At 44.1% G+C, this 26137-nt stretch carries 44 protein-coding genes; 42 read left to right on the top strand and 2 right to left on the bottom strand.

The genetic code is table 11. The features are described 5' to 3' along the window. The 39 genes from FLK61_RS12130 (at position 1) to FLK61_RS11950 (ending at position 22851) form a co-directional block, all read left to right on the top strand. Entirely contained in the window at positions 1-168 is a 168-nt protein-coding gene (locus FLK61_RS12130; RefSeq protein WP_176009713.1) for a hypothetical protein, read from the top strand. Continuing rightward, positions 161-466 (top strand): hypothetical protein, encoded by a 306-nt coding sequence (locus FLK61_RS12125; RefSeq protein WP_176009712.1) that lies wholly within the window; start codon positions 161-163, stop codon positions 464-466. The genes FLK61_RS12130 and FLK61_RS12125 overlap by 8 nt, the downstream gene beginning before the upstream one ends. Next, a complete protein-coding gene (locus FLK61_RS12120; protein WP_176009711.1) occupies positions 447-611 on the top strand; it encodes a hypothetical protein in 165 nt (54 codons plus the stop codon). The genes FLK61_RS12125 and FLK61_RS12120 overlap by 20 nt, the downstream gene beginning before the upstream one ends. Then, complete coding sequence (locus FLK61_RS12115; RefSeq protein WP_176009710.1) at positions 611-1249, top strand: dUTP diphosphatase; 639 nt, start codon at positions 611-613, stop codon at positions 1247-1249. The genes FLK61_RS12120 and FLK61_RS12115 overlap by 1 nt, the downstream gene beginning before the upstream one ends. After that, positions 1239-1589, top strand: a complete 351-nt coding sequence (locus tag FLK61_RS12110; RefSeq protein ID WP_249777589.1) for a DUF1064 domain-containing protein — start codon at positions 1239-1241, stop codon at positions 1587-1589. Before FLK61_RS12115 ends, FLK61_RS12110 begins: the two co-directional genes overlap by 11 nt. Before the next feature lie 112 nt (positions 1590-1701). Then, positions 1702-1899 carry a hypothetical protein gene (locus FLK61_RS12105; RefSeq protein ID WP_176009709.1) on the top strand — a complete coding sequence of 66 codons (198 nt, stop codon included), beginning with the start codon at positions 1702-1704 and terminating at the stop codon, positions 1897-1899. 13 nt (positions 1900-1912) lie between these two features. Further along, the gene (locus FLK61_RS12100; RefSeq protein WP_176009708.1) at positions 1913-2125 is read left to right on the top strand and encodes a hypothetical protein; all 213 of its coding nucleotides are present in this window, start codon (positions 1913-1915) and stop codon (positions 2123-2125) included. Between the two features lie 36 nt (positions 2126-2161). After that, positions 2162-2476, top strand: coding sequence for a hypothetical protein (locus tag FLK61_RS12095; protein ID WP_176009707.1), 315 nt, complete (start codon positions 2162-2164; stop codon positions 2474-2476). 40 nt (positions 2477-2516) lie between these two features. Next, positions 2517-2840, top strand: a complete 324-nt coding sequence (locus tag FLK61_RS12090; RefSeq protein WP_176009706.1) for a hypothetical protein — start codon at positions 2517-2519, stop codon at positions 2838-2840. A 42-nt stretch (positions 2841-2882) separates the two neighbouring features. Continuing rightward, a complete protein-coding gene (locus tag FLK61_RS12085) occupies positions 2883-3053 on the top strand; it encodes a hypothetical protein (RefSeq protein WP_176009705.1) in 171 nt (56 codons plus the stop codon). Positions 3054-3235: 182 nt separating this feature from the next. Next, positions 3236-3655, top strand: a complete 420-nt coding sequence (locus FLK61_RS12080; RefSeq protein WP_176009704.1) for a DUF722 domain-containing protein — start codon at positions 3236-3238, stop codon at positions 3653-3655. A 230-nt stretch (positions 3656-3885) separates the two neighbouring features. Continuing rightward, complete coding sequence (locus tag FLK61_RS12075; protein ID WP_249777588.1) at positions 3886-4389, top strand: terminase small subunit; 504 nt, start codon at positions 3886-3888, stop codon at positions 4387-4389. Beyond that, entirely contained in the window at positions 4379-5686 is a 1308-nt protein-coding gene (locus FLK61_RS12070) for a PBSX family phage terminase large subunit (RefSeq protein WP_176009703.1), read from the top strand. The genes FLK61_RS12075 and FLK61_RS12070 overlap by 11 nt, the downstream gene beginning before the upstream one ends. Before the next feature lie 57 nt (positions 5687-5743). Beyond that, a complete protein-coding gene (locus FLK61_RS12065; protein WP_249777587.1) occupies positions 5744-7180 on the top strand; it encodes a phage portal protein in 1437 nt (478 codons plus the stop codon). 5 nt (positions 7181-7185) lie between these two features. Continuing rightward, positions 7186-8307 carry a phage minor capsid protein gene (locus tag FLK61_RS12060; RefSeq protein WP_176009701.1) on the top strand — a complete coding sequence of 374 codons (1122 nt, stop codon included), beginning with the start codon at positions 7186-7188 and terminating at the stop codon, positions 8305-8307. Between the two features lie 2 nt (positions 8308-8309). Then, on the top strand, positions 8310-8501 hold the full coding sequence (locus tag FLK61_RS12055; protein WP_176009700.1) for a hypothetical protein: 192 nt from the start codon (positions 8310-8312) through the stop codon (positions 8499-8501). Then, positions 8494-9102 (top strand): hypothetical protein, encoded by a 609-nt coding sequence (locus FLK61_RS12050; RefSeq protein WP_176009699.1) that lies wholly within the window; start codon positions 8494-8496, stop codon positions 9100-9102. Before FLK61_RS12055 ends, FLK61_RS12050 begins: the two co-directional genes overlap by 8 nt. Positions 9103-9143: 41 nt before the next feature. Continuing rightward, positions 9144-10052, top strand: a complete 909-nt coding sequence (locus FLK61_RS12045) for a capsid protein (protein WP_176009698.1) — start codon at positions 9144-9146, stop codon at positions 10050-10052. Positions 10053-10097: 45 nt separating this feature from the next. Continuing rightward, positions 10098-10415: a hypothetical protein gene (locus tag FLK61_RS12040; protein ID WP_176009697.1), complete on the top strand. Its 318-nt coding sequence runs from the start codon at positions 10098-10100 to the stop codon at positions 10413-10415. A 12-nt stretch (positions 10416-10427) separates the two neighbouring features. Beyond that, entirely contained in the window at positions 10428-10751 is a 324-nt protein-coding gene (locus FLK61_RS12035) for a head-tail connector protein (RefSeq protein ID WP_176009696.1), read from the top strand. Between the two features lie 51 nt (positions 10752-10802). After that, complete coding sequence (locus FLK61_RS12030; protein WP_176009695.1) at positions 10803-11135, top strand: putative minor capsid protein; 333 nt, start codon at positions 10803-10805, stop codon at positions 11133-11135. Further along, complete coding sequence (locus FLK61_RS12025) at positions 11135-11482, top strand: minor capsid protein (protein WP_176009694.1); 348 nt, start codon at positions 11135-11137, stop codon at positions 11480-11482. Before FLK61_RS12030 ends, FLK61_RS12025 begins: the two co-directional genes overlap by 1 nt. A gap of 10 nt (positions 11483-11492) precedes the next feature. After that, positions 11493-11882: a minor capsid protein gene (locus tag FLK61_RS12020; protein WP_176009693.1), complete on the top strand. Its 390-nt coding sequence runs from the start codon at positions 11493-11495 to the stop codon at positions 11880-11882. Then, a complete protein-coding gene (locus FLK61_RS12015) occupies positions 11883-12329 on the top strand; it encodes a phage tail tube protein (RefSeq protein WP_176009692.1) in 447 nt (148 codons plus the stop codon). A gap of 60 nt (positions 12330-12389) precedes the next feature. Further along, the gene (locus FLK61_RS12010) at positions 12390-12788 is read left to right on the top strand and encodes a hypothetical protein (RefSeq protein ID WP_176009691.1); all 399 of its coding nucleotides are present in this window, start codon (positions 12390-12392) and stop codon (positions 12786-12788) included. Beyond that, a complete protein-coding gene (locus FLK61_RS12005) occupies positions 12775-13386 on the top strand; it encodes a Gp15 family bacteriophage protein (protein WP_176009690.1) in 612 nt (203 codons plus the stop codon). The genes FLK61_RS12010 and FLK61_RS12005 overlap by 14 nt, the downstream gene beginning before the upstream one ends. Positions 13387-13405: 19 nt before the next feature. Next, positions 13406-16483: a phage tail tape measure protein gene (locus FLK61_RS12000; protein ID WP_176009689.1), complete on the top strand. Its 3078-nt coding sequence runs from the start codon at positions 13406-13408 to the stop codon at positions 16481-16483. Then, positions 16484-17338, top strand: a complete 855-nt coding sequence (locus FLK61_RS11995) for a phage distal tail protein (RefSeq protein WP_176009688.1) — start codon at positions 16484-16486, stop codon at positions 17336-17338. It abuts the gene before it with no gap. Positions 17339-17350: 12 nt separating this feature from the next. Next, positions 17351-18499: a hypothetical protein gene (locus FLK61_RS11990; RefSeq protein WP_176009687.1), complete on the top strand. Its 1149-nt coding sequence runs from the start codon at positions 17351-17353 to the stop codon at positions 18497-18499. Then, positions 18489-18968 carry a hypothetical protein gene (locus tag FLK61_RS11985; RefSeq protein ID WP_176009686.1) on the top strand — a complete coding sequence of 160 codons (480 nt, stop codon included), beginning with the start codon at positions 18489-18491 and terminating at the stop codon, positions 18966-18968. Before FLK61_RS11990 ends, FLK61_RS11985 begins: the two co-directional genes overlap by 11 nt. A gap of 20 nt (positions 18969-18988) precedes the next feature. Continuing rightward, the gene (locus tag FLK61_RS11980) at positions 18989-19318 is read left to right on the top strand and encodes a hypothetical protein (RefSeq protein ID WP_176008308.1); all 330 of its coding nucleotides are present in this window, start codon (positions 18989-18991) and stop codon (positions 19316-19318) included. Positions 19319-19328: 10 nt separating this feature from the next. Continuing rightward, the gene (locus tag FLK61_RS20215) at positions 19329-19460 is read left to right on the top strand and encodes a hypothetical protein (protein WP_283811848.1); all 132 of its coding nucleotides are present in this window, start codon (positions 19329-19331) and stop codon (positions 19458-19460) included. Between the two features lie 64 nt (positions 19461-19524). Next, positions 19525-19656, top strand: a complete 132-nt coding sequence (locus FLK61_RS20210; protein WP_283811847.1) for a hypothetical protein — start codon at positions 19525-19527, stop codon at positions 19654-19656. Positions 19657-19711: 55 nt separating this feature from the next. Continuing rightward, positions 19712-20035 carry a hypothetical protein gene (locus FLK61_RS20070; protein WP_176007610.1) on the top strand — a complete coding sequence of 108 codons (324 nt, stop codon included), beginning with the start codon at positions 19712-19714 and terminating at the stop codon, positions 20033-20035. Between the two features lie 14 nt (positions 20036-20049). Continuing rightward, positions 20050-20319, top strand: a complete 270-nt coding sequence (locus tag FLK61_RS11970; RefSeq protein WP_176007609.1) for a hypothetical protein — start codon at positions 20050-20052, stop codon at positions 20317-20319. Positions 20320-20324: 5 nt separating this feature from the next. Then, positions 20325-21479 carry a siphovirus ReqiPepy6 Gp37-like family protein gene (locus FLK61_RS11965; RefSeq protein WP_176009685.1) on the top strand — a complete coding sequence of 385 codons (1155 nt, stop codon included), beginning with the start codon at positions 20325-20327 and terminating at the stop codon, positions 21477-21479. A gap of 56 nt (positions 21480-21535) precedes the next feature. Continuing rightward, entirely contained in the window at positions 21536-21793 is a 258-nt protein-coding gene (locus FLK61_RS11960; RefSeq protein ID WP_176009684.1) for a hypothetical protein, read from the top strand. 173 nt (positions 21794-21966) lie between these two features. Continuing rightward, positions 21967-22200, top strand: a complete 234-nt coding sequence (locus tag FLK61_RS11955) for a phage holin (RefSeq protein ID WP_176009683.1) — start codon at positions 21967-21969, stop codon at positions 22198-22200. After that, positions 22201-22851: a peptidoglycan recognition protein family protein gene (locus tag FLK61_RS11950; RefSeq protein ID WP_176009682.1), complete on the top strand. Its 651-nt coding sequence runs from the start codon at positions 22201-22203 to the stop codon at positions 22849-22851. A gap of 21 nt (positions 22852-22872) precedes the next feature. On the opposite strand, the gene FLK61_RS11945 is transcribed toward FLK61_RS11950, so the two are convergent. Further along, positions 22873-23133 (bottom strand): hypothetical protein, encoded by a 261-nt coding sequence (locus FLK61_RS11945; RefSeq protein WP_176009681.1) that lies wholly within the window; start codon positions 23131-23133, stop codon positions 22873-22875. A gap of 274 nt (positions 23134-23407) precedes the next feature. On the opposite strand from FLK61_RS11945, the gene FLK61_RS11940 reads away from it, so the two are divergent. After that, positions 23408-23488 (top strand): YjcZ family sporulation protein, encoded by an 81-nt coding sequence (locus FLK61_RS11940; RefSeq protein WP_176011230.1) that lies wholly within the window; start codon positions 23408-23410, stop codon positions 23486-23488. Between the two features lie 99 nt (positions 23489-23587). After that, positions 23588-23896, top strand: a complete 309-nt coding sequence (locus tag FLK61_RS11935; protein ID WP_176009680.1) for a hypothetical protein — start codon at positions 23588-23590, stop codon at positions 23894-23896. 72 nt (positions 23897-23968) lie between these two features. On the opposite strand, the gene FLK61_RS11930 is transcribed toward FLK61_RS11935, so the two are convergent. After that, entirely contained in the window at positions 23969-25327 is a 1359-nt protein-coding gene (locus tag FLK61_RS11930; protein ID WP_176009679.1) for an MFS transporter, read from the bottom strand. Between the two features lie 211 nt (positions 25328-25538). On the opposite strand from FLK61_RS11930, the gene FLK61_RS11925 reads away from it, so the two are divergent. Then, a complete protein-coding gene (locus FLK61_RS11925; protein WP_176009678.1) occupies positions 25539-26090 on the top strand; it encodes an NADPH-dependent FMN reductase in 552 nt (183 codons plus the stop codon). Positions 26091-26137 lie beyond the last annotated feature (47 nt).

Genomic DNA, 26137 nt, shown 5'->3' with positions numbered 1-26137 from the left:
ATGTATCTTAGCAAGATGGTCGAGCATAAACAGATCGTCGATGAGTTGCATTCAAAGGGATTCTACTACAGCGAAAATGGGAGATCGCTAGAGTCGCTTAAACTGTCAGAGCTTAAGAGAGAGCAGGTACGACTACCAGAGTTACGTGAGGTGGCTGAGAATGCTTGAAGAGGCGAACATCGCAAGTATCGAGCGTAAGCACATGATTAGAGAGTTTGGCACAACGGAATTACTCTTCGATGGGATGGATTTAGCGTTCAGTGTGTCAGAATTAGCCGAGATTCGTCAATTATGGGTTGAGGGTTATACTACCATTCAAATCGCAAAACGTTTGAACAGGGACAAAAATGAGGTGTTTCTCGCGGTATTTCACTTGTCGTTTAAAAACAGGAAAGATCGCAAGGACAACATCGTGATGAGAGTGCCGCAACTGAGAGGTGATGACGATGCCGGTGCTACGGGATAAAGGAGATCGTTACAGACCAGTCGTAACCGTCGCTAAAGCTAAAAAGGGAGTACCTACGGTCGTGGAGATCAGTGGGCAGCGCTATACATTAACGCATCCAGATCACAAGAGGGGTGCGCAGGAGATTAAGAGGAGGGCGAAGTAGTGAATCTAACACCATTGTTTGAGGTACAACGGAAGCTAGATGACAAGATCGTGCAGGAGAAAGGCTTAGAGGGGCAAGATCTTTTGCCTGAGAAGGTACTGGCATTACTTGTGGAGCTTGGTGAATTAGCTAATGAGTGGAGAGGTTTTAAGTTTTGGTCGGAGGGTCGGGAAGCTAGAACAGAATACGTTTGTAAGTTCTGTGAAGGTAGTGAGTTAGTATCGACAACAGCAGAATTTGGAAACGAAGAACAGGGTTTTGATCTTTATGAAGTAGATGTCAGTTGTCCAGTTTGTGATGATGTTAATACAGATAAAAACCCACTCCTTGAGGAGTACGTTGACTGCTTGCATTTCATCTTGTCAATCGGTAATGACTTACAGATAACAGATTATGAAGTTTGGACGCATGCTGATACACACTACGTTAGACACCAATTCACAGAGGTTTTCGACTCGGTCACCACATTGAATCTGTTAATCAATCTAAACGATAAGAACATTCAAGTTGTTTACGAGGTTTTAGTAGCTAGATTCCTAGCTCTTGGAGAAATGCTCGGCTTCACATGGAAGCAGATCACCCAAGCCTACATGGAAAAGAATCGCGTGAACCACGAAAGGCAAGCTAATGGCTACTAAAGGCTACCGCAAATACAACGCTAAGAAGATCACCATCGGCGACATTGAGTTCGACAGCCAGACAGAGGCGCTCTACTATCAGGAGCTACGCAGAAACAAGCTAGTAAGCAAAATAGACCTACAGCCTGTCTATCAGATTATCAACCCGTACAAGGTCACCTGTAAGCGCTGTGGGGGTAATGGATCGACACTTAACACGAAGACAAGCAATTACAACAAATGTCGACTGTGTCAAGGTGCAGGAACACGGAGCAAACCAGGATCTATCTACACCGCAGATTTTAAAGTGACGTATGTGGATGGTCATGAGGAAGTGATCGACGTCAAAGGGGGCCAGTAAGTAAGGACTTCCCTCTACGCAAAAAGTTGTTCGAGCTGAATACTGGCATGGAGCTAATCATTGTCCGCATGGATAAGCACAAGGGATGGATACGAAAATAGGAGGGCTTGCTATGAAACAAGTTAGAGTCATCAAATGCATGTCGCCACACGCCTCAGATTGTATCGTTTATCAGGCTGATCCAGAGGAGCTACAGAAGCGATATCCTCGCCGAGTGCGACCGCCTGACGAGCAGGAGGAGATTGACGCAAAGATGATGCAGCTAAAGATCAGTTATGAGTTGAGTGATAAGAGTCGGTATCGGTATTAGAGGGAGGTAGGTCATGGATAGAGGCGAAACGCTCGAACGACTTCGCGAGGAATATAAATCTATTTACGACGTCGCCTTAAATTTAGCTAAAGGTGGATACTTTGGACAAGTCACAATAGCGTCGTTAGAGGTAGAGGAAAAGAACGAACGGCATCCCATGAGAAAGAAGCAATTACAAAAACAGATTCAGAAAATGAAGTTAGAAAAGCGTAAAAACAAACGTTAGTGCGCATAATCGACATTTAGCGAAGGAGAGATAGTCATGAAAAGTTTTAACTGTGAGGTAGAACGCATCGATGAATTTATTGTAAGCGTAGACGAGTCTTTATTCACCGAAGAGTATATGGAGGCTTTTAGATCAGTGTATTTCGATTATTACACTATTGAGGAACATGTAGAGCACATTGCCAATATGCGTGCTAGATTCGGAAGACGACATATTGAAGGCTATGGCATCCCTCTAGAAAACGGAAAAGTACCGTATTGGGCTAAGAACCCAGAGGAAGTAAATCATCACATCAACATCGTTGTTGTTGCTGAAGATCATCATTGTGAAGTGGACATTACAGAAAAGTAATATTAAGACATATTATACGAAATTAAAAGGAGAGATAAATATGGAGGATGCTACAGAATATATCAAGATAAATTATCAGACTACAGAAAATAGATGTGGCTGCTGTAATCAGTTTTTAGAAAAACCTATAGTGGAGGATAAAACTTTCGAATTTAATAAGAAAGTATTGCTTGATTGGGAGGACTGGAAAAACCTTGAGTATCAGCATGATTTTGAGTACCAAATTGAATATCACATTCTTGAAGTTCTTAATGACTACACTAACTTGGACAATAAAAAGTTTTACATTCCTGAAGAAGAAACTAGTAAGCTCAGAAACTATATCTTAGAAGCGCTTAATATAAACTACCCCGATAAAATTTAACACACATTAACCCCATTATGTGCAGTAAAGGGAGGTGAGGCAGTGGATCAAATCGCAGAATACATTGACCGAGTGTTAGAAGCGAAAGCTATCGATCTATTAATTGAGCACTCTGATTTAGATGGTGATGTACTATCTTGGCTAAAGTCTTGCGGTGATAGACAGCAAAAAGTATCAATGTTAATAAAGCCAGAGATCAGGGCTATGTATTGAAAACAACTATGGAAACGGAGTTAGACTTAAACGGCACTGACATTAAAGTGATTAACACTCACAAAGTCATGCTCAAAAAAGACGGCAAACTCTTGGGCACTCTTTAAACACAAAAAACCGCCCCTCTCAGGACGGTCCACCTACCGTTATTCTAGCACAAAACACTCTGGGAGGGGTTAAGTATGACAAAGATTAAAGCAAAGAGATCCACATTTAGGCACGTTGAGGGCGAGTGGAGCGATTACTATAAGACAATCCAAGAGATCAGAGACCTACGAGAAGAAATCGAGACCCCTTACCAAGAGATTGACACAAATACAGGTGGCGGACGATCAGGCTTTATCTCTGCGCCAACAGAGAGGACAGCTATTAACCTGATCGCCAGCCGTAAGCTACAGCACCGAGAAAAGATTGTTGCAGCTATAGAGGAAGTGTACAACGCCTTGCCAAAGGACCACAAGAAGCTTGTGCAAGTCAAATATTGGGGGCGTGAGAACCTTAATTGGGATGGTGTCGCTAACAGGTGTCACGTAAGTAGGAGACAGGCGATCGTATGGCGTAATCAGATCATCCAGGCGACGATTGAGGTGTTAGGTTGGTAAAGACTGCACTTTTTGCTCGTTAATCTGTTGTAATATAGTACCATGGAAGGCTGGTCGGCTAGGTATGTACCTATCTCGTTAGACCAACCGAATAAGGCAAGACCGAAAGCCATCTACGACATCGTGGGTGGCTTTTTACGTTGCTATCAGGGCACATTGATTGAGACACATAGAGCTCAGCCCTGATAGGAGGGTAAAACAAATAGATAAGGAGTTGAAGGTGAGATGTAATGATAAAACTGAGGGAAAAACAGAAACGTTTTGCTGAAAAGTACATCGAGCTTGGTAATGCTACGCAGGCTGCTATTGAGGCTGGTTACAGCAAGAAGACAGCGAAAGAGACTGGATATGAGAACCTCACCAAACCTCACATTAAGGCTTACATCGACACTCGACTCGCAGAACTGGACGAAAAAAGAGTCATGAAAGCAGATGAAGCGCTTGAGTTACTCACAAAAATAGCAAGAGGCGAGCTGAGTGATTCGGTCGTAGTGAGTGGAGGTTGGGGGTACGAGGTAATTAACAAACCGCCAGATATAAACCAACGTAAGGACGCTGCTAAAGAGCTTCTCAAACGCTACCCGATGAATAAGATGGACGAGCTAAAAGAACGCCTGTTAGAAGCTCAAATAACGAAGACTGAGGCAGAAACCAAGAACGAAGAAGCAGGGACACGAACGATCATCATTAACGATAAGGATGCGATGAGGAGGGCGATGGAAGATGATAGCTGAGCGAACAATTAATATTATGGAGCTCATGAATCGCAACTTCTACTCGTTCTGGCTAAATGATCGACCGAACAGCATTTTGTCTGGTGGGCGTTCAAGCATGAAATCATCTGTCATCTCGTTAAAGCTCGTGACGGACTTCTTGGGCGATGACCAAGGCAATGTTGTTTGCTTGCGTAAGGTTGCGAAGTACTTGAGTGGATCCGTGTACGAACAAATAAAGTGGGCGATTTATATGTTGGGCGTCGAACATGAGTTTTTCTTCGGGCGCTCGCCTTTGGTCATTAAACACAAGCCCACAGGCACAGGGTTTTACTTTCACGGGGTTGATGATCCACTAAAGCTAAAGTCTATGAATATCGCAAAAGGCTACTATATGGCGTTGTGGTACGAAGAGTTAGCAGAGTTTTCGGGCGTTGAGGATATTGACGTAGTCGAAGATACGTTCATCCGTCAGGATCTAGGCGATGGTAAGCAAGTTAAGATTTATTACAGCTACAATCCACCAAGAAACCCTTATTCGTGGGTGAATCAGTGGAAGGATAGCAAAGTAAACGATCCTAGTTACTTTTTGCACCATTCAACCTACATGGATGATGAGAAAGGCTTTTTATCAAGTCAGTTGCTCCGTAAGATCGAAACCTACAAGGGTAATGATTATGATTACTGGCGATGGATGTACTCGGGAGAAGTCATAGGCCTTGGTGATACGGTCTACAACATGGCTCACTTTCATGAAATTGATGAGTTACCTAAAAACGATGATATTATCATGGTCGACTTAGCGATTGATACAGGACACCAAGTGTCTGCGACAACGTATCTGGCGCTAGGTTTAACGAAGAGGCGTAATGTCGTCTTGTTGGACACTTACTACTACTCGCCAGCTAACAAGGTCGAGAAAAAGGCTCCTAGTGAGTTTAGTAATGACCTAGCTGAGTTCACGAAGAAAATACGAGAAACGTACCGTAAACCGATTGACCAGCAAACGATCGATTCGGCTGAGGGTGCGCTTAGAAACCAGTATTTTAAGGATTATGGCGTTCGGTTACATCCAGTAGCGAAGAAAAAGAAAGTAACAATGATCGAAAACGTACAAGACCTACTTGCGCAAGGTCGTTTTTTTATGCTAAATACGAGCAACAATCAAATAGTTAAAACGGAGCACGAACGATACCAGTGGGATGCAGATACCTTGCAGAGTGACGATCCCAAAGTTATCAAAGAGGACGATCACACTTGTGACGCTTTGCAATATTACGTGATGGATAACTTACGTAAGTTAGGACTTAAATTTTAAGGCGGTGAGACTATGTTTGCAAACGTCGTATCAAAGATAAGGGGGTGGCTGCACAAGATGAAGCTCATTAAAAGCGTACAAAAGATCACGAAGCGTGAGGACGTTGTCGCAACAGAAAAGTTTTACGATCACATAGACGTATGGCGTCAGCTCTACCAAGGGCATTACAGCGAATGGCACGATGTTCGATACCATACGCTCAACGGGGAGCAAAAACGTAAAATGAAGACGCTCAACCTGCCTAAAGTGCTCTCACAGGAGATGGCGACGCTCGTATTTAACGAAAAGTGCGATATTAGCATTGATACTGGTGAGGGTGCGTTTGCGGACAGTGTGAAAGACGTCTTAGAGGCAAACGGTTTCGACAAACACTATCAAAACTACCTCGAATACATGTTTGCGATGGGTGGCATGGTCACAAAAGTGTATGTCGAGGACAAGGAGATCAAGATTAGCTATGTATCTGCTGAGTGCTTTGTGCCGATCACTTACAACGGTCGTACCGTCACAGAGGGCGCCTTTTTAACCGTTACCACTCATAAAGACTACAAATTTACGCTTGTGGAGTCTCACTTATGGATTGATGGTAACTATACGATCCGTAATGAGCTGTATAGAGACGCTAAAGGCAGTAAGGACTTAGGAACACTCGTACCATTATCAACGCTCTACGAGGATTTAGAGGACGAGGTCGTTATAAAGGACATGAGCCGTCCGATGTTTGTCTACACGAAGCCCAACATCGCCAATAACATCGAGATCGACAGCAACATGGGTATCTCGCTATTTGCCAATGCGTTAGACACGATCCATACGATCGACGACCTAGTCGACTCGTTTTACCGCGAGTTCAAGCTTGGTAAAAAGAAGATTATCGTAGGAGCTCAAGCGATCAAACACCATATAGATGCAGACGGTGATAGCAGACAGTACTTTGACACCGACAATGAGGTGTACGAGGCGTTTAACTTTGGTGATGCATCCGAAGACATGATAAAAGAGATCAATTTTGATTTGCGAGTAAACGAGCACATCGAGGCGATCAACGCGCAACTAGAGATCTTATGCTTGCAGACTGGTTTTAGTCCTGGGACGTTTACGTTTGAAGCTACTGGACTTAAGACGGCTACGGAGGTCATCAGCGAAAACAGCAAGACCTATAAGACACGTTCTAGCCACATCACACTGATTGAGGAGGGCATAAAGGAGCTCATCGCAACGATCAAAGATGTGGCTGCTTTGTATAACATCTTTACTGGACCAGACAAATACGAGGTTAAGGTAAACTTCGACGACTCTATCGCAGAGGACCGATCAACAAATGCCAGCTACTGGACGTCACTCGTAGGATCTGGACTAGCATCGAAGCTCCAAGCGATCCAAAAGGTGCAAAAGGTCACCGAAGAAGAAGCGATAGTGATCTTGGAGCAAATTGCGAAAGAGCAGAACGCAATGCAAGATGCTGAGGTTTTTAATAACGAGGACTTGGAGTGATCTAAATGGCACTCACACCGCAACAGCTACAAAACAGCGCGAAGCCAGTAACAGACATCTACAGTGGCATTGAGCTTGCAATCATGATTAACATTGCAGAGCGTTTAGGTTCTACGATCGAGGAACTACAGGACAATCCTGCGTTGTGGCAGTCTAACCGATTCGGTGAGCTTGCGGAGTTTTACCAACGACAGCGACGGTTTATCATCGCCCAAGCGCCAAAAGCTGAGAGAGAGCTTCGGCAGACGTTAAGCAAGACGGCGCTAGATCATATTGAGATAGGCGAAAAGGCGTTGCAGGAGGCATTTGACAAAGGGATTGTGCCAGTGTCGCCAGAGAGGCTCCGAGACGATCCGCAAATGCTCTCTATCTTGTCTAGTTACCAGCAACGAGCACGAAGTGACCTCAACATGATTAACACGTCCGTTTTAAACGGCTCACAGCAGGTATACCGCAACATAATCAGCGAGACGACCTCTAGGGTGCTGACAGGACAAATGACAGCAGATAGAGCGATACGATCGACGCTGTCCAAGTGGTCGGACAAAGGTATACCAACCCTGACTAGATCAGATGGTGCCACGCTATCAGCCGAGGGCTATGTAAGCATGATCGTCCGGTCCGTTACAAACGACGTTACAAACGATATGCAAATGACGCGTATCCAACAGTACGGCAACGACCTCATCGAGGTGTCGAGTCACATAGGAGCAAGACCACGGTGCGCACCTTTCCAAGGGCGCATTTTTTCGTTGTCTGGAAATAGCAATCGTTACCCTGCATGGTCCTCTACCAGCTACGGAGAGGCGGCAGGGTTGTTAGGCGTTAATTGTGGCCATCAAATCTATCCGTTTTTTGAGGGATTGAGCGTTGCGCCAGAGCCACCAAAACAAACAGCCGAGCAAAACGCAGAGGCCTACAAAGAGAGTCAACGTCAACGCCAGCTAGAGCGTGACATACGCAAAGCTAAGAACCGTCAAGACATCTTGGCCGCATCTGGTGACGTGGTAGGCGCAGAGCAAGCAAGAAAGCTTATCAGACAGAGACAGGGACGTATGCGTGGCTTTATTGATGAGTCGGGGCGCACGAGACGCTACGGCAGAGAACAAATCCAAAGGAGTGTTTAACCATGCTTCAAATTCAAGTGAAAGTCGCTGACATGGAGCCTGTTAAAGAGATTATGCATCAACTTAGCGACCTGATAGAGCAAATAGAAATTTCGGAGTTTAAGGATGAAAACGGAAACCAGTTAAAAACGAACTTTCATTATCAAAAAATCATTGAAGGTATCAAAGAGTTGGAGGGACTAGCAGATGAATAAAACACTATTTTTACCACTCAACCTACAGTATTTCGCTGAGGAACCAGCAGCCGAACCACAAGCTCCGGGCGCGGGCGAACCAACCCCGGAGCAACCAACGCAAGAGGATCAGAGCCAGTCGCAAGAGCCAACGGAGAAAGGGGGTGAACTAAGCGCTGACGAGGCTAAGAAGATGGCAGAGGCGGAGTTTTTGAAGAGTTTAGGGGTTGATAACTTCGACACGCTCAAAAACACGCTAGCCAAGCACAAAGAGTGGGAGGAAAGCCAGAAAACGGAGTCTGAGAAGCTCAACGACAAGCTAAAAACGTTTGAGTCACAGCTAACAGAGAAGGACCAGACGTTGACAGACTTGCAGGCGGAGAATGCAGCTATTCGTAGTGGAATCACAGACGACAAGAACTTAAAAGCCGTTATGACACTCGCTAAATCGATGGTATCGGACGAGTTAGATATCGCCGGTGCAATCAAGCAAGTCGTAGAGGACTACCCACACTTTGCCGGATCGTCAGCAGAGGAAGAGAAGAAGCCGACGTTTGTTCAAGGTAAGCATAGTAAGCAACAGCTGACCGATGAAGAGAAATTCATGCAGGCATTTAAGTAATTCGCACTTATACCACATTTAATTATTAGGAGGAATAACACATGGCAGAATTAAATTATGCTGAACTGTATCAAAAAACGCTCGAACAGAAATTTAGTAAGGAACTTATGTTTGTGGAGCTTTACAACTCTCCAAACAACTCTCGTATCCGTTTTACTAACGCAAAGACAATTCAAATTCCACGCATTGATGTAACAGGTATGACCGATACGAACCGTGACGCGATTACAGGATTCACACGTAAGGTTGACAACGATTGGGAGACAAAGACACTAGATCACGACCGTGAGTTTAGCACATTTATTGACCCAATGGACGTTGATGAGACAAACGATGCTGTAACAATCGCAAACACAACTCGTGTATTTAACGAGGAGCAAAAGATCCCTGAGATGGACAAGTACATGGCATCCAAGTTATATGCGGAGGCTACTGGCTTCGGTGTGACGCCAGTAACTACTGCTTTATCGGAGGCTAATGCTCTACAAATCTTTGATCAGATGATGGAGGATATGGATGAGGCAGAGGTACCTGCTGAGGGTCGTATCTTGTATGTTACTCCTGTCACGTACACAATCCTTAAAAACGCTGAAAAGCTTGAGCGCACTATCCAAGTGCAAGCCAATAACGGAGCTATTAACCGTTCTGTTCGTTCCCTTGATGATGTACAACTTAAGCGCGTACCGTCCAGCCGCATGAAGACGGTCTATGACTTTACAGTTGGCGCTGTTGCGGACGATGAAGCAGATCAGATCAACATGATCCTAGTGCATCCACGAGCTGTACTGTCTCCTATGAAATATGAGCAGGTGTTGCTAGGTGAACCTTCCGCGCTTTCTAAAGGGAAGCGAACGTACTACGAGCGCTCTTACTGGGATGTATTTGTGTTTGAGCGCAAGGCACCAGCTGTAGCTTTTCACACAACACCATCTGCAGAAGAAGAGGAATAAGAGGGCGCATATCGCGCTCTCTATTAATTTGAGGAGGTATCACACATGGCTAAAGTAAAAAAGGGCAATAAAGTCTTGCACGTAGACGATAAAGCAGTAGGTAGCTACTTAAAACAAGGTTTTGATCTGATTGGCGATAAAGGTGAAGTCGTTAAGCGTGCTACTGGCGGTAAATCCATTTCGGCTGCGGAGTATAACAAGGTCGTTGAGGAAAATGAGCGACTAAAGAAGCAGAATAGCCCGAATGCAGACCTCGAAAAAGAGAATGATGCTCTTAAGAAGCAAATCACAAAGCTACAAAAGGAAAAAACTGACGCTGAGGCTAAAGCAAAGGCAGCAGAGGAAGCTAAGACAGACAAATAGGAGGTGTAGGCAATGCCTTACATCGACGCAGATTACTACAACGATGAGTTTATGGGTACGCCGGTAGATGAGGCTGACCTACCGCGATTTATCCGACGTGCCAGTGACACGATCGACATGGTGACAAGGTATAAGATCAAAGACTTTGACACCCTAACAGACTTGCAAAAATCGCTTGTTAAAAAGGCGGTTGCGTCACAGGTAGAGTATATCGAGATAGCAGGGGGCGTAGAGGAGTTACTTGGTGACAATCTGCAATCCGTTACGGTAGGTAAGTTCTCGGCAGGTAAAGGGCAAGCATCACAAAATATGGGGTGCAACTTGCACCGGAGGTGATCCGATATCTCGGGCCGACAGGTCTGTTGTACGCAGGAGGAGTGAGGGCATATGGCGCGACCGATTCCGAAGCGATTACTCCCCCATACTATTGGGTATAAAAAGTATCTTGGTAAAGGCAGAGAGGGCATTGAGTATGCGGAGGAGCAAGAGATCAAGCACGTCCGCATGGAGCCCTCATCCTCTTTAACTCGTGATAATAACGGTCAAGAGGTGCTTAAGCGCTCAACACTCTTTATCGATGCTCGTAACTCCGATCCAGTAATCAAGATGAGTGAGCAAGACATCGTGGTCTTTGACGAAGACGAGTACATCGTAAACAAGGTTGATTCGTTATACGCTAGGTCGTCCAATGTCCATCACTATGAAAATGAGATGATCTGATGAAAGCGCGAGTGGATTTTAACGCAGCAAAAATAAAGGCTAAGGCGTCAGGTGCAAAGAAACAAGCCCAAATGGTACTAGATAACGAGGTTGTTAAAGGCGGTAATAAGTTTATCCCATTCGATCGAGGTGATCTAGCGCAATCAGGGATACGAATGACGAACCCCGGATCTGGCAAGGTGACGTGGCAAATGCCTTATGCTAGGAAACTTTACTACAATCCGCAGTTTAACTTTAGCAAGGATAAAAATTCTCAAGCTGGTGGATTGTGGTTTGAACGCGCAAAGTCGCAAGAGTTACCTGCTTGGTTACGTATCACAGAGGCGGCATTCAAAAAATTCTTTTAGGAGGTGACGCATGGATTTCTTAGACCGAGTCATTGATGCGATGGAGGCTGATTTAACGCTGTTTGACATCGTAAGGATTGGCAACTTAGATCCTGACAACAGCATTGCAATCAGGCAATTTCCGACGTCACCCGGCACAAGGTTTTTTGATAACAGCCGTGATGATACGTTTGGGATTCAGGTACTCGTAAAGCACGCTAACGGTACCACAGCACGAAACACTATACAGTCGATAACAGATTACTTAGAGTCGTTAACCGGTGTCACATCGGATGACGGCTCTTTTCTATTGGTCAATATCGAGTGTAGCACCCTCCCCAACTGGGTGGAGGAGACAGACCGCAATCAACAAATATACACGGCGCTCTTTGAAGCGACCATCTATAGGGAGGCGACATAAATGGCATTTGAATTAAACTACAAAAATCAATTTAAGCTCGATGTAACACCAGATGCTGAAGAACCATCTTTCGAGACTCTAGCTGCCGGTATCTCATCTGTAGAGCCTGCAAACAACGAGGAGCTTGATCAGACAGCTTACTTCGACGGAGAAGGCTTTTCCGAGACGGATGTAATTGGCGCTCAGCTCGTATTATCCGTATCTGGACATCGTAAAGTTGGCGATGCTGCTCAAGACTACATTTTTTCCAAGTATCTTGAGGTTGGTGACGCACGACGAACGCGATTCGAGTGGGAAACACCATCGGGCGAGTTGTTCGAGGGCAATGTAACTATCGCTAACATCGAAGGTCCAGGCGGCGAGGCTCGTGCCAAAGGTGAGTTTAGCTTCGAGATCCATTTCAACGGTAAACCAGAATACACACCAGCACCAGAACCAACACCTTAAGACGAGAGAGGGCATCGCTCTCTCTTTTTTATTTATAACCTACTTTAGGAGTGATCGGACATGGCTTTCAAAATTGACATAAAACGCGACGTGGAGAAATTTGAGATCGGTTCAAAAACATTTGAGTTAGAGCTACAGAACGAAAAGCTAGTTAAGTACAACGCAAAGATCAATGAAGTGGTATCCAAATCCGAGGAAGCACGAGGAAAAGAGGACGATCTAGAACTGGTTGACGCCCTCAGAGAAGTTGAAGAAGCTACAAAAGATTTGATCGGCATTTTCTTCGGTAATGGCGCCTATGACGAGATTTTCGAGGAAGTCAATCGATCATCTTATGTTATGTCTAAGGTCATCGAGCAGATTGTAGAGGCTGTGCAAATCATTGTGACTCGTGAGCAAGAGAAGAACCGCGAAAACAAGAAACAAGCCTACTACAAGAAGAAAAATGAAGCCGTTTAGCTTAACACAACGTTTCGATGATGAGCTTGAGCTTGATGGTGTGACGTACAAGTTAGATCTCGCGTTTGATAACGTCCTACGTATTTTCGAGCTATTTGGCGACGAGGAATTTCACCCGATCGAGCGAATTGCCCTTGCTTGCGAACTTTTCATAGGTGAGAACCAACTGGACTTGGAGACGAAAGACAAAGTCGTCTACCACGTCTTTTTGGACTTTCTTGATATCGACATCAGGGAAAAGAGCGATCCAAACGTCAATACAGAGAAGTTTTACGACCTATACGAGGACGCAGAGCGCATCTATGCCTCATTTATCAAGGAGTACGACATCGATCTCTTTGAGCAACATGGCAAGCTCCACTTTATTAAGTTTCGCGCGTTATTGTCTATGGCCATTGATCGCGACTTTAAAGAGGTTGTCGGGATAAGGGCGCAAAAAGTACCTGCTCCAACCAAGTACAACAAAGAGGATCGAGAACACACGCTTAAGCTCAAGCGCATCTACAAGCTAAAAGGTATCGAGGATCCCGACTTGATCGAGCAGCGTGTCGAAAACGGTTGGAACAAGCTGGCTAACTTCTTCCGTCCTAGCAAATAGGTAAGGGGGTGACGACAACATGGCTGATGGGAAAATCGTCATTGACACCGAGATAGACCAGTCGGGGATAGATCAAGGTATTAACCAGGCTCAATCTAAGCTAGAAGGTTTAGGTGGCAAACTGATGGGCGCCGGCACAAAGCTTACGAAGGGGCTAACGCTACCAATCGTCGGAGCAGGTATTGCCACTGCTAAATTCGCAATCGATCAAGAGACAGCGTTTGCAAAGGTACAAACATTATTAAGTGGATCTAGCGCAGATTACGAAAAGTACAAAAATGATATACGTACCGCGTCTAGTGACATGGGCGTATCGTTTGGTGAGTATAGTGAGGCTGTTTATCAATCGATCTCGGCAGGTGTCGATCAAGGTAAAGCGATTGAGTTTACAACCACAGCTGCCAAACTTGCTAAGGGTGGATTCACACAAACGGCAACGGCGGTAGATTTACTCACAACAGCAATCAACGCTTATGGGTTAGAAAGTAAAGACGCAGATAGATTAAGCGACATGCTTATCAATACTCAAAACATGGGTAAGACAACGGTTGATGAACTATCTGCATCGATGGGTAAAGTTATCCCTATCGCAAACGCCAACAACGTATCATTCGAGCAATTAGCAACTGGTTACGCTGTATTAACAAAGAACGGTCTTGCGACAGCCGAAGCAGGAACGTATATGAGCTCCATGCTCGGAGAATTAGGGTCTGCCGGATCAAAGACAGATAAAATCTTACGTGAAAAGACGGGTAAATCCTTTGCTCAGTTACAAGAAGAGGGTATGACGGTAGCTGACGTGCTCCAGATCATCGCAGGTGAAGCAGAAGCCAATGACCTAGCATTATCAGATATGTTTGGATCAAAAGAGGCAGGTATCGCGGCTATGTCCTTGCTATCTGGTGAGGGAAAAGACTTTGCGGACATCCTAGACTCTATGGGAGAATCGGCAGGTGCAACAGACGCCGCATTTGAAACAATGAACGAAACAACCGGAGCTAAAATGGCTCGGGCTTTTGTGCGTTTGCAGAATGCGGCCGCGCAGTTCGGAGATATCTTTTTACCGATTATTGCGGCAGTTGCCGACAAAGTAGCAGAATTTGCGCTAAGAGTGGCGGAATTGTTGCCTGAGTTTCAAAACATCGTCGTTATAGCAGGTCTTGTATTAGGGGCACTTGGACCTCTACTCATACTCTTTGGATTGATGATCACAGCAGTAGGCAAGATTATCGGCGTATTCGGTAGCTTAATACCAATCTTCGCCAAGATCGGAAAAGGTTTTGCACTCATAAAAACGTTTATATTGGCTTTATTAAGTCCGATCGGGTTGATTGTTGCTGCTATCGTAGGTTTTATTGCCGTGTTTGTGTATCTGTATAAAACAAACGAAGAATTTAGAGATAAGGTTAATGCTATCTGGGAGGCTATTGTCTCCGTCATAAAAACAGCCGTCCAGGGCATTGTAGATTTTGCTATGCAGGTGTGGGGCATGTTAGTCGAGTTTTGGATCACGCACCAAGATCAGATCATGGAAGCGACTCGCAACGTTTGGGAATTTATCAAAACGTTTGTTGCTGGTGCTGTCGATGTCATAGCAGCAGTATTTAGTGCGATTTGGCCTGTTATCCAATTTATTGTGATCTCGGTATGGAATAACATTAAAGGGGCGATCGAGGGCGCCTTAACGTTTATCCAAGGTCTGATCCAAGTGTTTACCGGACTGTTTACTGGTGACTTCAGTTTGATGTGGGAAGGAATTAAGAATGTCTTTACAGGGGCGATACAGTTCTTGTGGAACGCGTTCAACTTACTCCTATATGGTCGCTTAATCAAAGCTGGTATGGCGCTATTCACTGGACTACGAAGCATTGTATCTGCCGGTTGGTCAAGTATTCAAGGTCTATTTACTGGAGCACTAAATGCAATACGAGGCGTTGTGACGAATGTCATGAACGCTATTCGTGGTGTCATTCAAAACATTATGAATGGTGTGCGTACGATCTTCACAAACATTCTTAACGTCATTCGTAACCTTGTAACTTCGGTATTCAATGGTATACGAACGACAATAACAACCGTGATGAACGCCATACGTACCGTTATATCCACAATATGGAACGGTATCATGAGCTTTTTAAACGGCATCTTTACATCAATGCGAACAAGCGTGACAAACACGTTTAGTGCTGTGCGTACTACAATCACCACGATCATGAACGCGATTAGAAGTCTTATGCAAACGGTATGGACAGCGATACAGACAGTTATCACTACCGTTTTAAATGCAATTAGAACCGTAGTTACTACAGTATTTAATACGATTCGAACGACGATCACAACCGTACTAAACACCATTCGTACCACGGTGCAAACGATCTTTAACGCGATATCAAGCACCTTTAGTAGCGTGCTCAATACGGTGTCTAACACAGTACGAACAAACTTTAATACGATGCAAAATATCGTTACTACCATCTTAAATGCGATACGTACAGTCGTGAACACGGTGCTTAATACTATCAGTAGTTTATTTACATCAGTAACAGGAGCTATCCGTAATACGGTCTCAAGCGTGTTTAATGCCTTGAGTGGTATTGTCTCGAGCGCGATGAATGGCGTGCGTAATGCGGTTAGTTCTGGATTGACAGGAGCATTGAATGTGGTTAAGAACATGGGAGAGTCATTTAGAGCCGCAGGTAGAGGACTAATTGAAATGATGGCAGCAGGTATTAAGGCTGCTGTAGGGGTAGTTACTAGCGCCATTGGTGATGTCGTCGGCAAGGTTCGAGACTTCCTTCCATTCTCTCCGGCTAAAGTTGGTCCTTTGAGCGACTTAGACAAGCTAGACTTCGCAGGACCTATCATGGACAGTATCAAAAAAGGTGAGGTATCTGTCGAGGCAGCTATGAGTAATTTGCTTACAACTGACATGATGCGCAGTCTAAATGGCACGCAAGGTATGGGTGGTAACAACGATTACTCTCGTAGCATTACGAATCAAACGACAATCAACAACAATAGCATGTCCGAGCGTGAGCTACAGCGCATCTTAAACAGACGCGATCGAGAGCTATCATTACGACTAGGAGGGTTGTAGGTGGAGACAATCACATATCGTAACAGCCAGGGCGCGGTAATTGACTTTACTGGGCCTATTTATCGTCTTATCGCCATTGACGGCTTAGGTGGTGTCGATGCAGATGTCCAAACCGAGTCAGCACCCTTTTTAGATGGATCGGTACTACTCGATGTGCTGTTGCAAGAGCGAGATATCGCATTGACGCTACGAGTTAAAGGCTCTAGCTATCGCGATATTGTTGCTAATCGCAATAGGCTAGGGGCGATCATGAACCCTAAGCTTGGGCTAGGTACATTACGAGTACAAAAAGATGATTACGTGCGCGAAATTGCGTGCGTATCATCTGCTGTGCCTATGTTTGCATCCGGTCTATCTAATCAGAATCAAAGCTTTCAATCGGCTATCGTCAATCTATTGGCACCTGATCCGTACTTTAATAGCGAAAACATCGAAGAACAGCCTGCTATCTTGCCTCTATTCGAATTTCCGTTTGAAGGTGAGGTTGAGATGGGAGAGCAACAAGAACGGCGCATCATCAACAACGATAGCGACGCACCAGCACCTGTCATGATCGAGTTTTTCGGTCCTGCCGTCAATCCGACGATCACAAACCTCACAACAGGAGAGTTTATCAGAGTCAGGCGGACGCTAGAGGAGGGTGACGAGCTTTACATCGATACGAACCCTAACACTCGTGAGGTCAGTTTAATCCTCTCAGACGGTACAAGAGAGGACGTCACAGCGTGGATTGATCTTGCAAGCACCTTTTTTAGTTTGGGGATCGGTGAAAACGACATTGAATATAGCGCAGATGATGGCATTGATATGGCTGTCGTCAACATCTTCTACAAAAAGCGCTACACCACAGCATAAAGGAGGTACAGCATGGCAGAGATATTCAAGTTTTTTAACAGTAACCCAGCAATTGATGATCGTCGCTTTGTGCAGGCGGCTGATTTTGCTAATTATTTTTCGCAAGTGCTCTCAACCGGTATTATTTCGATCGATAACGAGGCAGGCTTACGAGTAACGGCAGATGGTACAAACATGCAAACGACGGTCGATGTTGGTGGTGCTCTCATGGAGGGTTACCAATACACCAACACGACACCACTACAACTCACACACGACTTACCAGAGGCTGATACCGACCGTATTGATCGTGTTGTCCTACGTCTCGATAAATCGGCTCAGAATCGTTTTATACGAGCTTTTATTGTTAAAGGAGAGCCGTCGGCAACTCCCGAACCACCTGAATTAACACGCACTAGCTTGGTTTATGAGCTATCACTTGCGCAGGTGTACCTAACAGCTAACACATCCACTATTCCTGCTACAGACGTGACGGACGAGAGATTAGATGAGGAGCTTTGCGGTATCGTATCGTCACTTATAACTATCCCGACAAGTCAGTTTTTACAGGAATGGGAAACGTATTTTACTGGTTTGCAAGCGAGCTTAGATGGTGCTACTGATGAATACGAACAAGAAATAGAAGATGCTAGAGCTCAATTACAACAAGATCTACTAGATTTTGAACAGGAGTTTAGAGATTGGTTTGACCAACAGCAGACTGAGGGATTTGTGCTGGCTTCCGAAAAGGGACAACCAGGCGGCGTTGAAACGTACGATGATGCTATTGCGCATAAGGAAGAATTTACGCAACACGAAGGTAAGACTGTCACCGAAGCGCATGAACCTCTATTTGGCGCATACCGAGAAGAAATATCCACCGTATCAGGCACTGGAACAGTTACACTAAACGCTGATAACTCCCCTGCATATCGTTTAACGATGGCAGGCACAACAACACTCAATCTATCTACTACAAGTAGCGAGGTTGTCTCCCTATCCGTGTTTTTAGAGCAAGGGGGCACAGCCCATCCTATTACGTTTAGTTCTGCAATCAAATGGCGTGGTGGTGAGATCCCTGATGTGTCCGAGCCTAACTTTACGTATGCGCTAACGTTTATCACATACAACGGAGGCACAACGTGGCTAGGCTTCTTAGCAGGTGATTTCGATGTTAGCTGATAAATTGCGCTATGCAGGTGGAGGGATACCAAGAGAGTTGTATCTTTATGAATTATTTAATAATAACGCTCCATTCATACAAGGATTCGCAGAAGGTGCAGGAAGTCTAAGTTTTCCACTGAACGGAAGAATGCTTATTAATGCGAGAAGATTAGATATTAGCGCAACTAGAACAGCAGTTACAGAAGTAGCATTTGACTTGTCTCCATATTCTAAAGCGTATATAGATTGGGAAAATCAAACTTCTGGTGGATTAAGAACGACTGGTTTTGTCATTATGAACCAGAGAGATGTTAACCCAAGAACAACTAATTTAGCAGAAGTTTTACAAACAGGAAACTTTGCTAGAAGAACGGATGAAATTGATATATCAAGTTTTAACGGTGAGTTTTTTTATAGCTGTATATGCCAGAAAACACATCAGGGACAGATATTTCTTACACTACTTCGGTATTTAATCTATGGCTAGAGAAATAGGAGGTGAGCGCCTTGTACGCACATATTAAGAACGGTGAGATTGATCGATTCGCCAGTTTACCTAAAGTTTTACGGTTAGAGGACGGTCAGACGATCAGTGGATTTAACTTACTGCCACATGAAGTGCATAAATCCCACGGTTGGCTTCCTGTCGAGGAAGTCGTTGAGGAGTATGATACGGATACTCACTACGCAACGAATCCTCAAACGGAGGTACAAGAGAATAAGGTGGTACGTACGTGGGAAGTCGCGCAAATCCCTCAAGATGATCAAGAAGGAAACTATTCAGATTACCTAGTAGACATTGATTTTAGACTTTCAATGGTCGAGCTAGGACTATAAGGAGGTCACTATGTCATTAACATATAGAGGCTGTAAATCAATGATAGATAGACGCTCATACGCATCAGTGGAGGACATGCAGCAGAAGCTAGACATCTTTTGCTTAATAGTCGTATTAGCCAAGATGAGTACAACGAGCTGACAGAGTCGCTCAACAACGCATAAGACGCCTTATGCGCAACAACTAAAACGAGGAGGACGACAAAATGAAATGGTATCTCATGCAATTACTACCACTTAAGTATCACACAATCTATGAGGAAAAGGGACAGAAACACTATGTTCAGTGGCGCATGTGGTTCGGTCGCCAGTTTGCAATTAATGATCGCGTTATCTAAATGTCGAGAGCCCTCATTTGAGGGCTCTTTTTTATTACAAAAAGGTGGGTGAGGCATGCGTAAAATCTACTTTGATCAAATGACCGGGTCAGTCATCATGACGATAAACAACAATGATAGCGTGGAGACAGACCGAGAGCGACATCCTATTTTAACCAATGCCGGTGTCGTGTTTGCTCACGGTAATGTAAATTTAATGCATATTACTCCGATGCTCAAACGAGAGCACATGCAAGAGCAAAGACGTGGTCCTAAAGGTGATAAAGGGATAAGGGTTCACAAGGTCCGCAAGGTCCACAGGGAGAACGTGGCGATAAAGGTGAGCAGGGTCCTAGAGGAGATAGAGGTAATAAAGGAGACGCCGCCAATATTGGGCTAGATGAAGGGTATAAATTGCACTTATATGAGGCTGTAACGGACTCTAACGGGATCGTTAATGTGCCATTTGGTCAAACGTTTACCTCCATTATTAATATCCAAGCAACGCCAGTTAAAAGGTCGCCCAATTCACCTGAGATGGTGTTTGTCTCTGTCATCGAGCAATACGCCACTCGTTGTGTGCTACGAGCCTCGACAGGCATAACAGGTAGTTTATTAGGTATAACCACGACATTACGTTCGGCGGCGTCCGTTAATATCTATGTATTAGTGATAGCGAGGTGAGCACGATGCGCAAGCCAATACGAGTTATCGACCAGTCATTTTTATTTTTAGGTGACGTGGATCTATATGAGTCATTAAAGCTCACAAGGCGCTTTTATACAGCTGGTGAGTTAGAGGTAAAAATTAATCGTCACAAAAAAGGTGCGGATCTACTCAAGATGGATCGCATCGTCTTTATCCAAAACCAACTCCATAAAGCGTATCTAATCCGTAGTGTCGAGAGCGAGCTAGATCAAGCAGGTAAAATCACCGAAAACATCATTGTCCGAGCGCAGCATGTGCTTGGTTTTTTGTCGCGTGTGCTTACGTTGCCACCTACCGGGCGCTCTTACGATTATGTTAACAGTAACGCCGAGACGATTATCAAGACGTACATCGACAACAACGTGATTAACTCGCCTATTGAGGCTAATAACAATCCCATCTTACAACTAGCTCCTGACGAGGGGAGAGGTACACAGACGATCTACCAAACACGTTTTAAAAACTTGTTAGACGAGTGCGCGGACATTGCTGATTTTGGTGGAATTGGAATGAGAGCATCGGTTAATTTTGACGCTGAAAAGGTTATTTTAGACGTCGCTGAGGGTGTCGACCGCACCGCAGACCAAGATGAGGTAAAGCCTGTTATCTTTTCTCCTGATCCTACCTATCGCAGTTTAAAGGCGGCCAACTACTTTGAAAGCAACTGGAACTTTCGTAACGTTGCAATCGTTGCAGGGCAGGGTGAGGGCATTGATCGTACGATCGTCGAGGTGGACCAATCGGAAGGTGGCGAACGTTACGAGGTCTTTGTCGATGCGCGAGACGTGGAAGAAGAGGACGAGGACGGTGAGCCAATACCTGAGCAAGATATCATTGATACACTAGTCGCGCGAGGTGAGCAAGCTCTTAATGACTTACGGCAAGAGGTTTATTTTGAGGGCGAAGCATTGCGCAAAAGCTCTTTTGTCTATGAGGTCGATTACGACTTAGGTGATATTGTGACAATACAGGTTAAGGAATGGGGCATCTCGTTTAATGACCGCATTGTGGAGTGTGTCGAAACCTACTCGCAAAGTGGGTTTGATCTTGATTTAAAGTTTGGCAAGACAATCCAAACAACAGCAGAAACGATAAAAAAGCTAATCAATCGCAGTACAGTTGAGGCGAGGACGTAACTCTCCATTCGAGGGCTCTTTTACTGTTACAAATAGAGAGAATTTAGGGGGAAATCATGAGTAGCGAGGAGCAAAAGCAAATGAGAGGAGATACCGAATTAACATATAAGATGATTGATGAGATGTCGGGCATTCGGGCCGATATCAGAGAGCTCATGACTACTATGAGTCATTTTGACAAAAAAATAGACCGTGTATATGACGATATACGAGATACAAAAACACTAGCCTCCGAGGCATCCAGTCAAGCAGAGTCGGCAGAAAACCAAGCACGAAAGGCTTTGGAAAAGATAGGAGCAATCTGTTCATATTGAGCGATTGTACACAAGAGACCGAGAAAACAAAACTGAAATCAACGACAGGATAGACGAACAGAAAAAAGAACAAGTGATACACCGCAGATGGTTAATTGGCTTAATTGCAACAGGTGTGACAGCATTCGCAGGTTTTATCCTAACGATCATTCTAGCATTAGCAGGAGGCTAACATGAAGATAAATTGGAAAGTACGATTTAAGAACCCTTATTTTTTGGCAGCGATAGCAGGTTTAATTGCAATGATATTAGGAGACTTCGGACTATCAACAGAGGCGTACTGGCGCTATGTGGAGTACCTCAGTTATATTGCCGTGACACTTGGGGTCATAAACGATCCAGTCGTGAGGGGTATTGGCGACAGCAAACGAGCCCTTAACTACAAAGAGCCAAGGGAGGATAAATAGATGAATATCGTTGATAGAGGGTTTAAGATCGGCAACGTAGCTGCCATGACACCATCAGCCGTAAGAGGCGTCATTATACACCACTTTGGCGCTCCCTTTAGCTATACCATTGAGAACGCTCAACGTGACCATAGTGATGTGCGCCGCAACAGCGCTGGCATAAGCTCTGGTATTGGTTATAATGGTTTAGTTGATACAGATGGGACAAAGGTGCAAGGGAGAATGTTTAGGCAAGGGGCGCACGCTAGAGGATATAACGGCAATCACTTTGGTATCGCAACACCCGGCAACTTTAATAGCGCGAAGCCAAGCGATGTTGTGCTCGAGAGTATGGCAGAGTTTACAGCGTGGGTATTAAAGCAAGCTAACCTACCAGTAAACGCTACAACGGTACGAGGTCACAGGGATGTCGGTTCAACCGACTGCCCAGGTCGCAACTTTGACATGGTAGATTTTCGCAGACGAGTACAAAAATATATGGGGGTGACTAATGTGAGTGCAAAACCAAATAACGAACCATCAGCGTGGGCTAAAGCGACATGGGAAAAAGCAACGAAGGCAGGCATTGTAGACGGAAACAGACCGCAAGAGCCTGTAACTCGTCAAGAAATGGCTGCTATGTTTGATCGAGCAGGGTTATTGGACAAATAAAAAAGAGGGGCGTTATGCCCCTTACATATTCTTATTAAGCTCATTAAATTCACTATCCCATCGAGCTCGTTTCTCGTGACGATACTCTACAGGAAGACTCGCCACCTGAGCCTCATAGTCCACTTCTATCTCACCGATAGTCTCCAATGACTTAAGCACCTTAATAAGGTCGCTCTTATCCTTACCTGTAAACAGCCCAAGCTCTTTATAATTAGCCTTTCTATCCTTTTGCTGATGTAAGTGCTTGATGATTTGTAATACTTTACGCTCTGCATCCGTCATATCCATCACCTCATGACAATAAGATTATCACATAATTATCACAGAAAAAAATAAGCAGATAGATGCGAGTGTATATTATATAGAAGAAACACGTCATAAACACCTTAAAATAGGCGTAGGTGATATTGTGGATAAGTCTGTGTATATCGGCAAAGAATCGGATTAATGATGTAATAGCTAGCGAGTATTCTTTTATAGAGTACTCGCTTTCTTAGGTTTTTACCCTTCCCAATTCCTTATACTCACATATATATGGAATGGAGGGGGTGACATCATGAGCTACTATAACAGCTTTACACTTATTGTTGTCTTGTTTATTTTATTAGTTATCGTCGGAGCAGCGTACGTTTGCTAATTAAGAATGGACTTTAAGACCCCTTCAGTGCTTAGTGAACTTTAGGATTGCATTTCTTTATATATGGGTAATAGATATATAAAGGAAGGGGTGTTTCATATGGGGTACGTATCATCCATTAAAGATGAGCAATCAACCATCTATGCAAACCGTCAAACTGCTGATAGCCCTCTAATTCCTAGGTTACACGGTGCTGAAAGGGTCACATTTACCGATGTGCTCACGAATAAGTACGACCAGCAAAACTACTTTGCTAGAAATGCCGCTATCCAGCAGCGTAAAAAGAATGTACCATCACGAGGGACAGCGATTCAAAAAGAGCAAGTACGAATGCAAAAAAGCTTAAAAGCGAAGCAAGTAGAAAATGAATTGATGAATAAAGGATCTTATATGGATCTCACTATTTAAAAAACGGCTTACTTATTGCAGATATCTGAGTAAAAACTCATGATAATTTGCAAATGAGTAAGCCGTTTTTTTTTATGATGTGCGGTGACTTTTAAACACAAGCGTAAACATTGTTATAGCAATCAAGGTAATGACAACGATCATCATAAATAAATTAGAATACAGAGCGACTTCAGATCCTGCGAAGGGATTAAAGCGTAACGTTACATTTTCTAAATCAAGCAGGGCTCCAAATAATGCGCTCGAGATCGCCCCAGATAAAAAGTTCATTAAGTTGAACATGCCGATGCCTACACCAGTGCGTTCTTTTGGAATTAAATCCGTAAGTAAATTTGCAGTGGAGCTCTGAATTAATGGGAAGGCAACGTATTGAACGGCGATGCAAAGAGCTAAAATATATGGTGGAAAGCCTACAAAGGTGGATATGAGGAAACTACCTGCTATAGCTAATAAAAAAGCTACTTGTAGCACTCGGAAGCTACCTTTCTCTTCCACAACCCGTCCGCCACGCTGACCGATTAAAGCTGCCCCTAGTGCGCCAGGAAGAAGCAAAAGGCCAATTTGAATAGTGGATAAATCATAGACAGATCGTGCCATTATAGGGACGATAAAGATCATTCCAAACATCGCACTCGTACCTAAAAAGCTTGTCATGACAGCAGTTGTGTAGTATCGACTTTTTAGAAGCGATGGATCAATGAAAGGAGCATCTACCGTTTTTGTCCGGTAAATGAATAGCCCTAGCATGAGTAAAAAGACAGCGAGACCAATAAAGCTTAGCATCGTAATGAAGAATAATAGTCCAGAAATTGCGATTGCTATAAGAAGGGCACTTGGAATATCGACTTTCCCTTGTCGTGTTTCTTCATCCGGAATCCATTTTCGTAAAAATGGAATAGCAAAGACGGAGAGGATGGACAAGATAAATAAATAGCGCCAATCAAAGGCTCCGCCGACGAGGCCACCAGCTATTGGGCCAAGTCCAGAGGCAAAAGCTACAGTGGCAGAGATCGTACCAAAAACTCTACCGCGTTCATCTGGCATAAAGCGTGCTGGAATAATAAATGATAAGGCGGGAATCGTAGCACCACCCATAGCTTGGATAATACGTGCTGCAATTAACATGGGGTAGTTTTGTGCAAATAGTCCAATCGTTGCTCCTGTTGCAAATAAAATGATCCCTATTGTTAATAGACGTTTAATTGGGTAAATATCGGCAAGCTTACCGTACATAAGCGCACCTATAGCAAATACTAAAATATAGCTAGTCATGACCCAAGTAACTTGGGATGGAAGTAGGTTAAATGTATCTGCAATATCTGGAATGGCAACATTAAACATCGTGCCGTTCATGACCGTAAACGTTAATATGATAACAATTGTTAGCGTTAAACGTCGTTTAGCCTGTTTTGTTAATGGATTAGTAGACATAAAAAGGACTCCTTTTAAATTTGGCACAAAAAAACATGAGAAGGGAAATAGGCTCTCATGAGAGATGGCACGTCTAAATGTGTAAAAATACGTTTAAAAAACTGCTTATTAGGCTATTTTCGAACCAGATAGCTTTATTAATCTTACGGCTAGATAAAGCTTGAAGTCAATGAATCAGTGTTGGAACAAAAAGATATAGGAGGAGAAAAGGATGAAAAAAATAGTAGGAATTGCAGGTAGTTTGCGAAAAAAGTCGTTTAATAAAGCCATTTTACAAGAAGTAGCGGAGAAAAGCTATGAGGGATTAGAAATAGAAATTGTGTCTATTGACGCGATACCTCTCTTTAATGGTGATTTAGAAGAGGGCGGAGATCCTGGTCCAGTCGCAGAATTAAAATCTAAAATTATGCAAGCGGACGGACTATTAATTGCTACACCTGAGTATTCACACGGAACTCCAGGAGTTTTAAAAAACGTGTTAGACTGGGCTGGTAGTGTCGCAAATGAGAATGTCTTAGATAAAAAGCCAGTCTGTATCGTTGGTGCATCACCGATGGCGCAGGGCACCATTTCGTCTCAAGCTCAGCTCGTTCAAACCTTGCACGCGTGTGGAGCATATCCGATGCCACAACCAGAGGTTTATATTGGTGGAATACAAGATAAATTAAAGGATGAAAAGCTTGTCGATGAGGATACGATAGAGCATCTAGATCGAGCGATGAAAGCATTCAGTATGTGGGTTGATAAAGTTAAGCGAGCATAACTAGCGCTAAACACCTATGAAATGAGTAGTGATTATTACAAGTGGAA

It is taken from the genome of Paenalkalicoccus suaedae, from assembly GCF_006965545.2.
In the GTDB taxonomy this organism is placed as follows: domain Bacteria; phylum Bacillota; class Bacilli; order Bacillales; family Salisediminibacteriaceae; genus Paenalkalicoccus; species Paenalkalicoccus suaedae.
The sequence above is the reverse complement of the archived record's forward strand: the minus strand, read 5'-3'. Positions and strand labels throughout refer to the sequence as shown.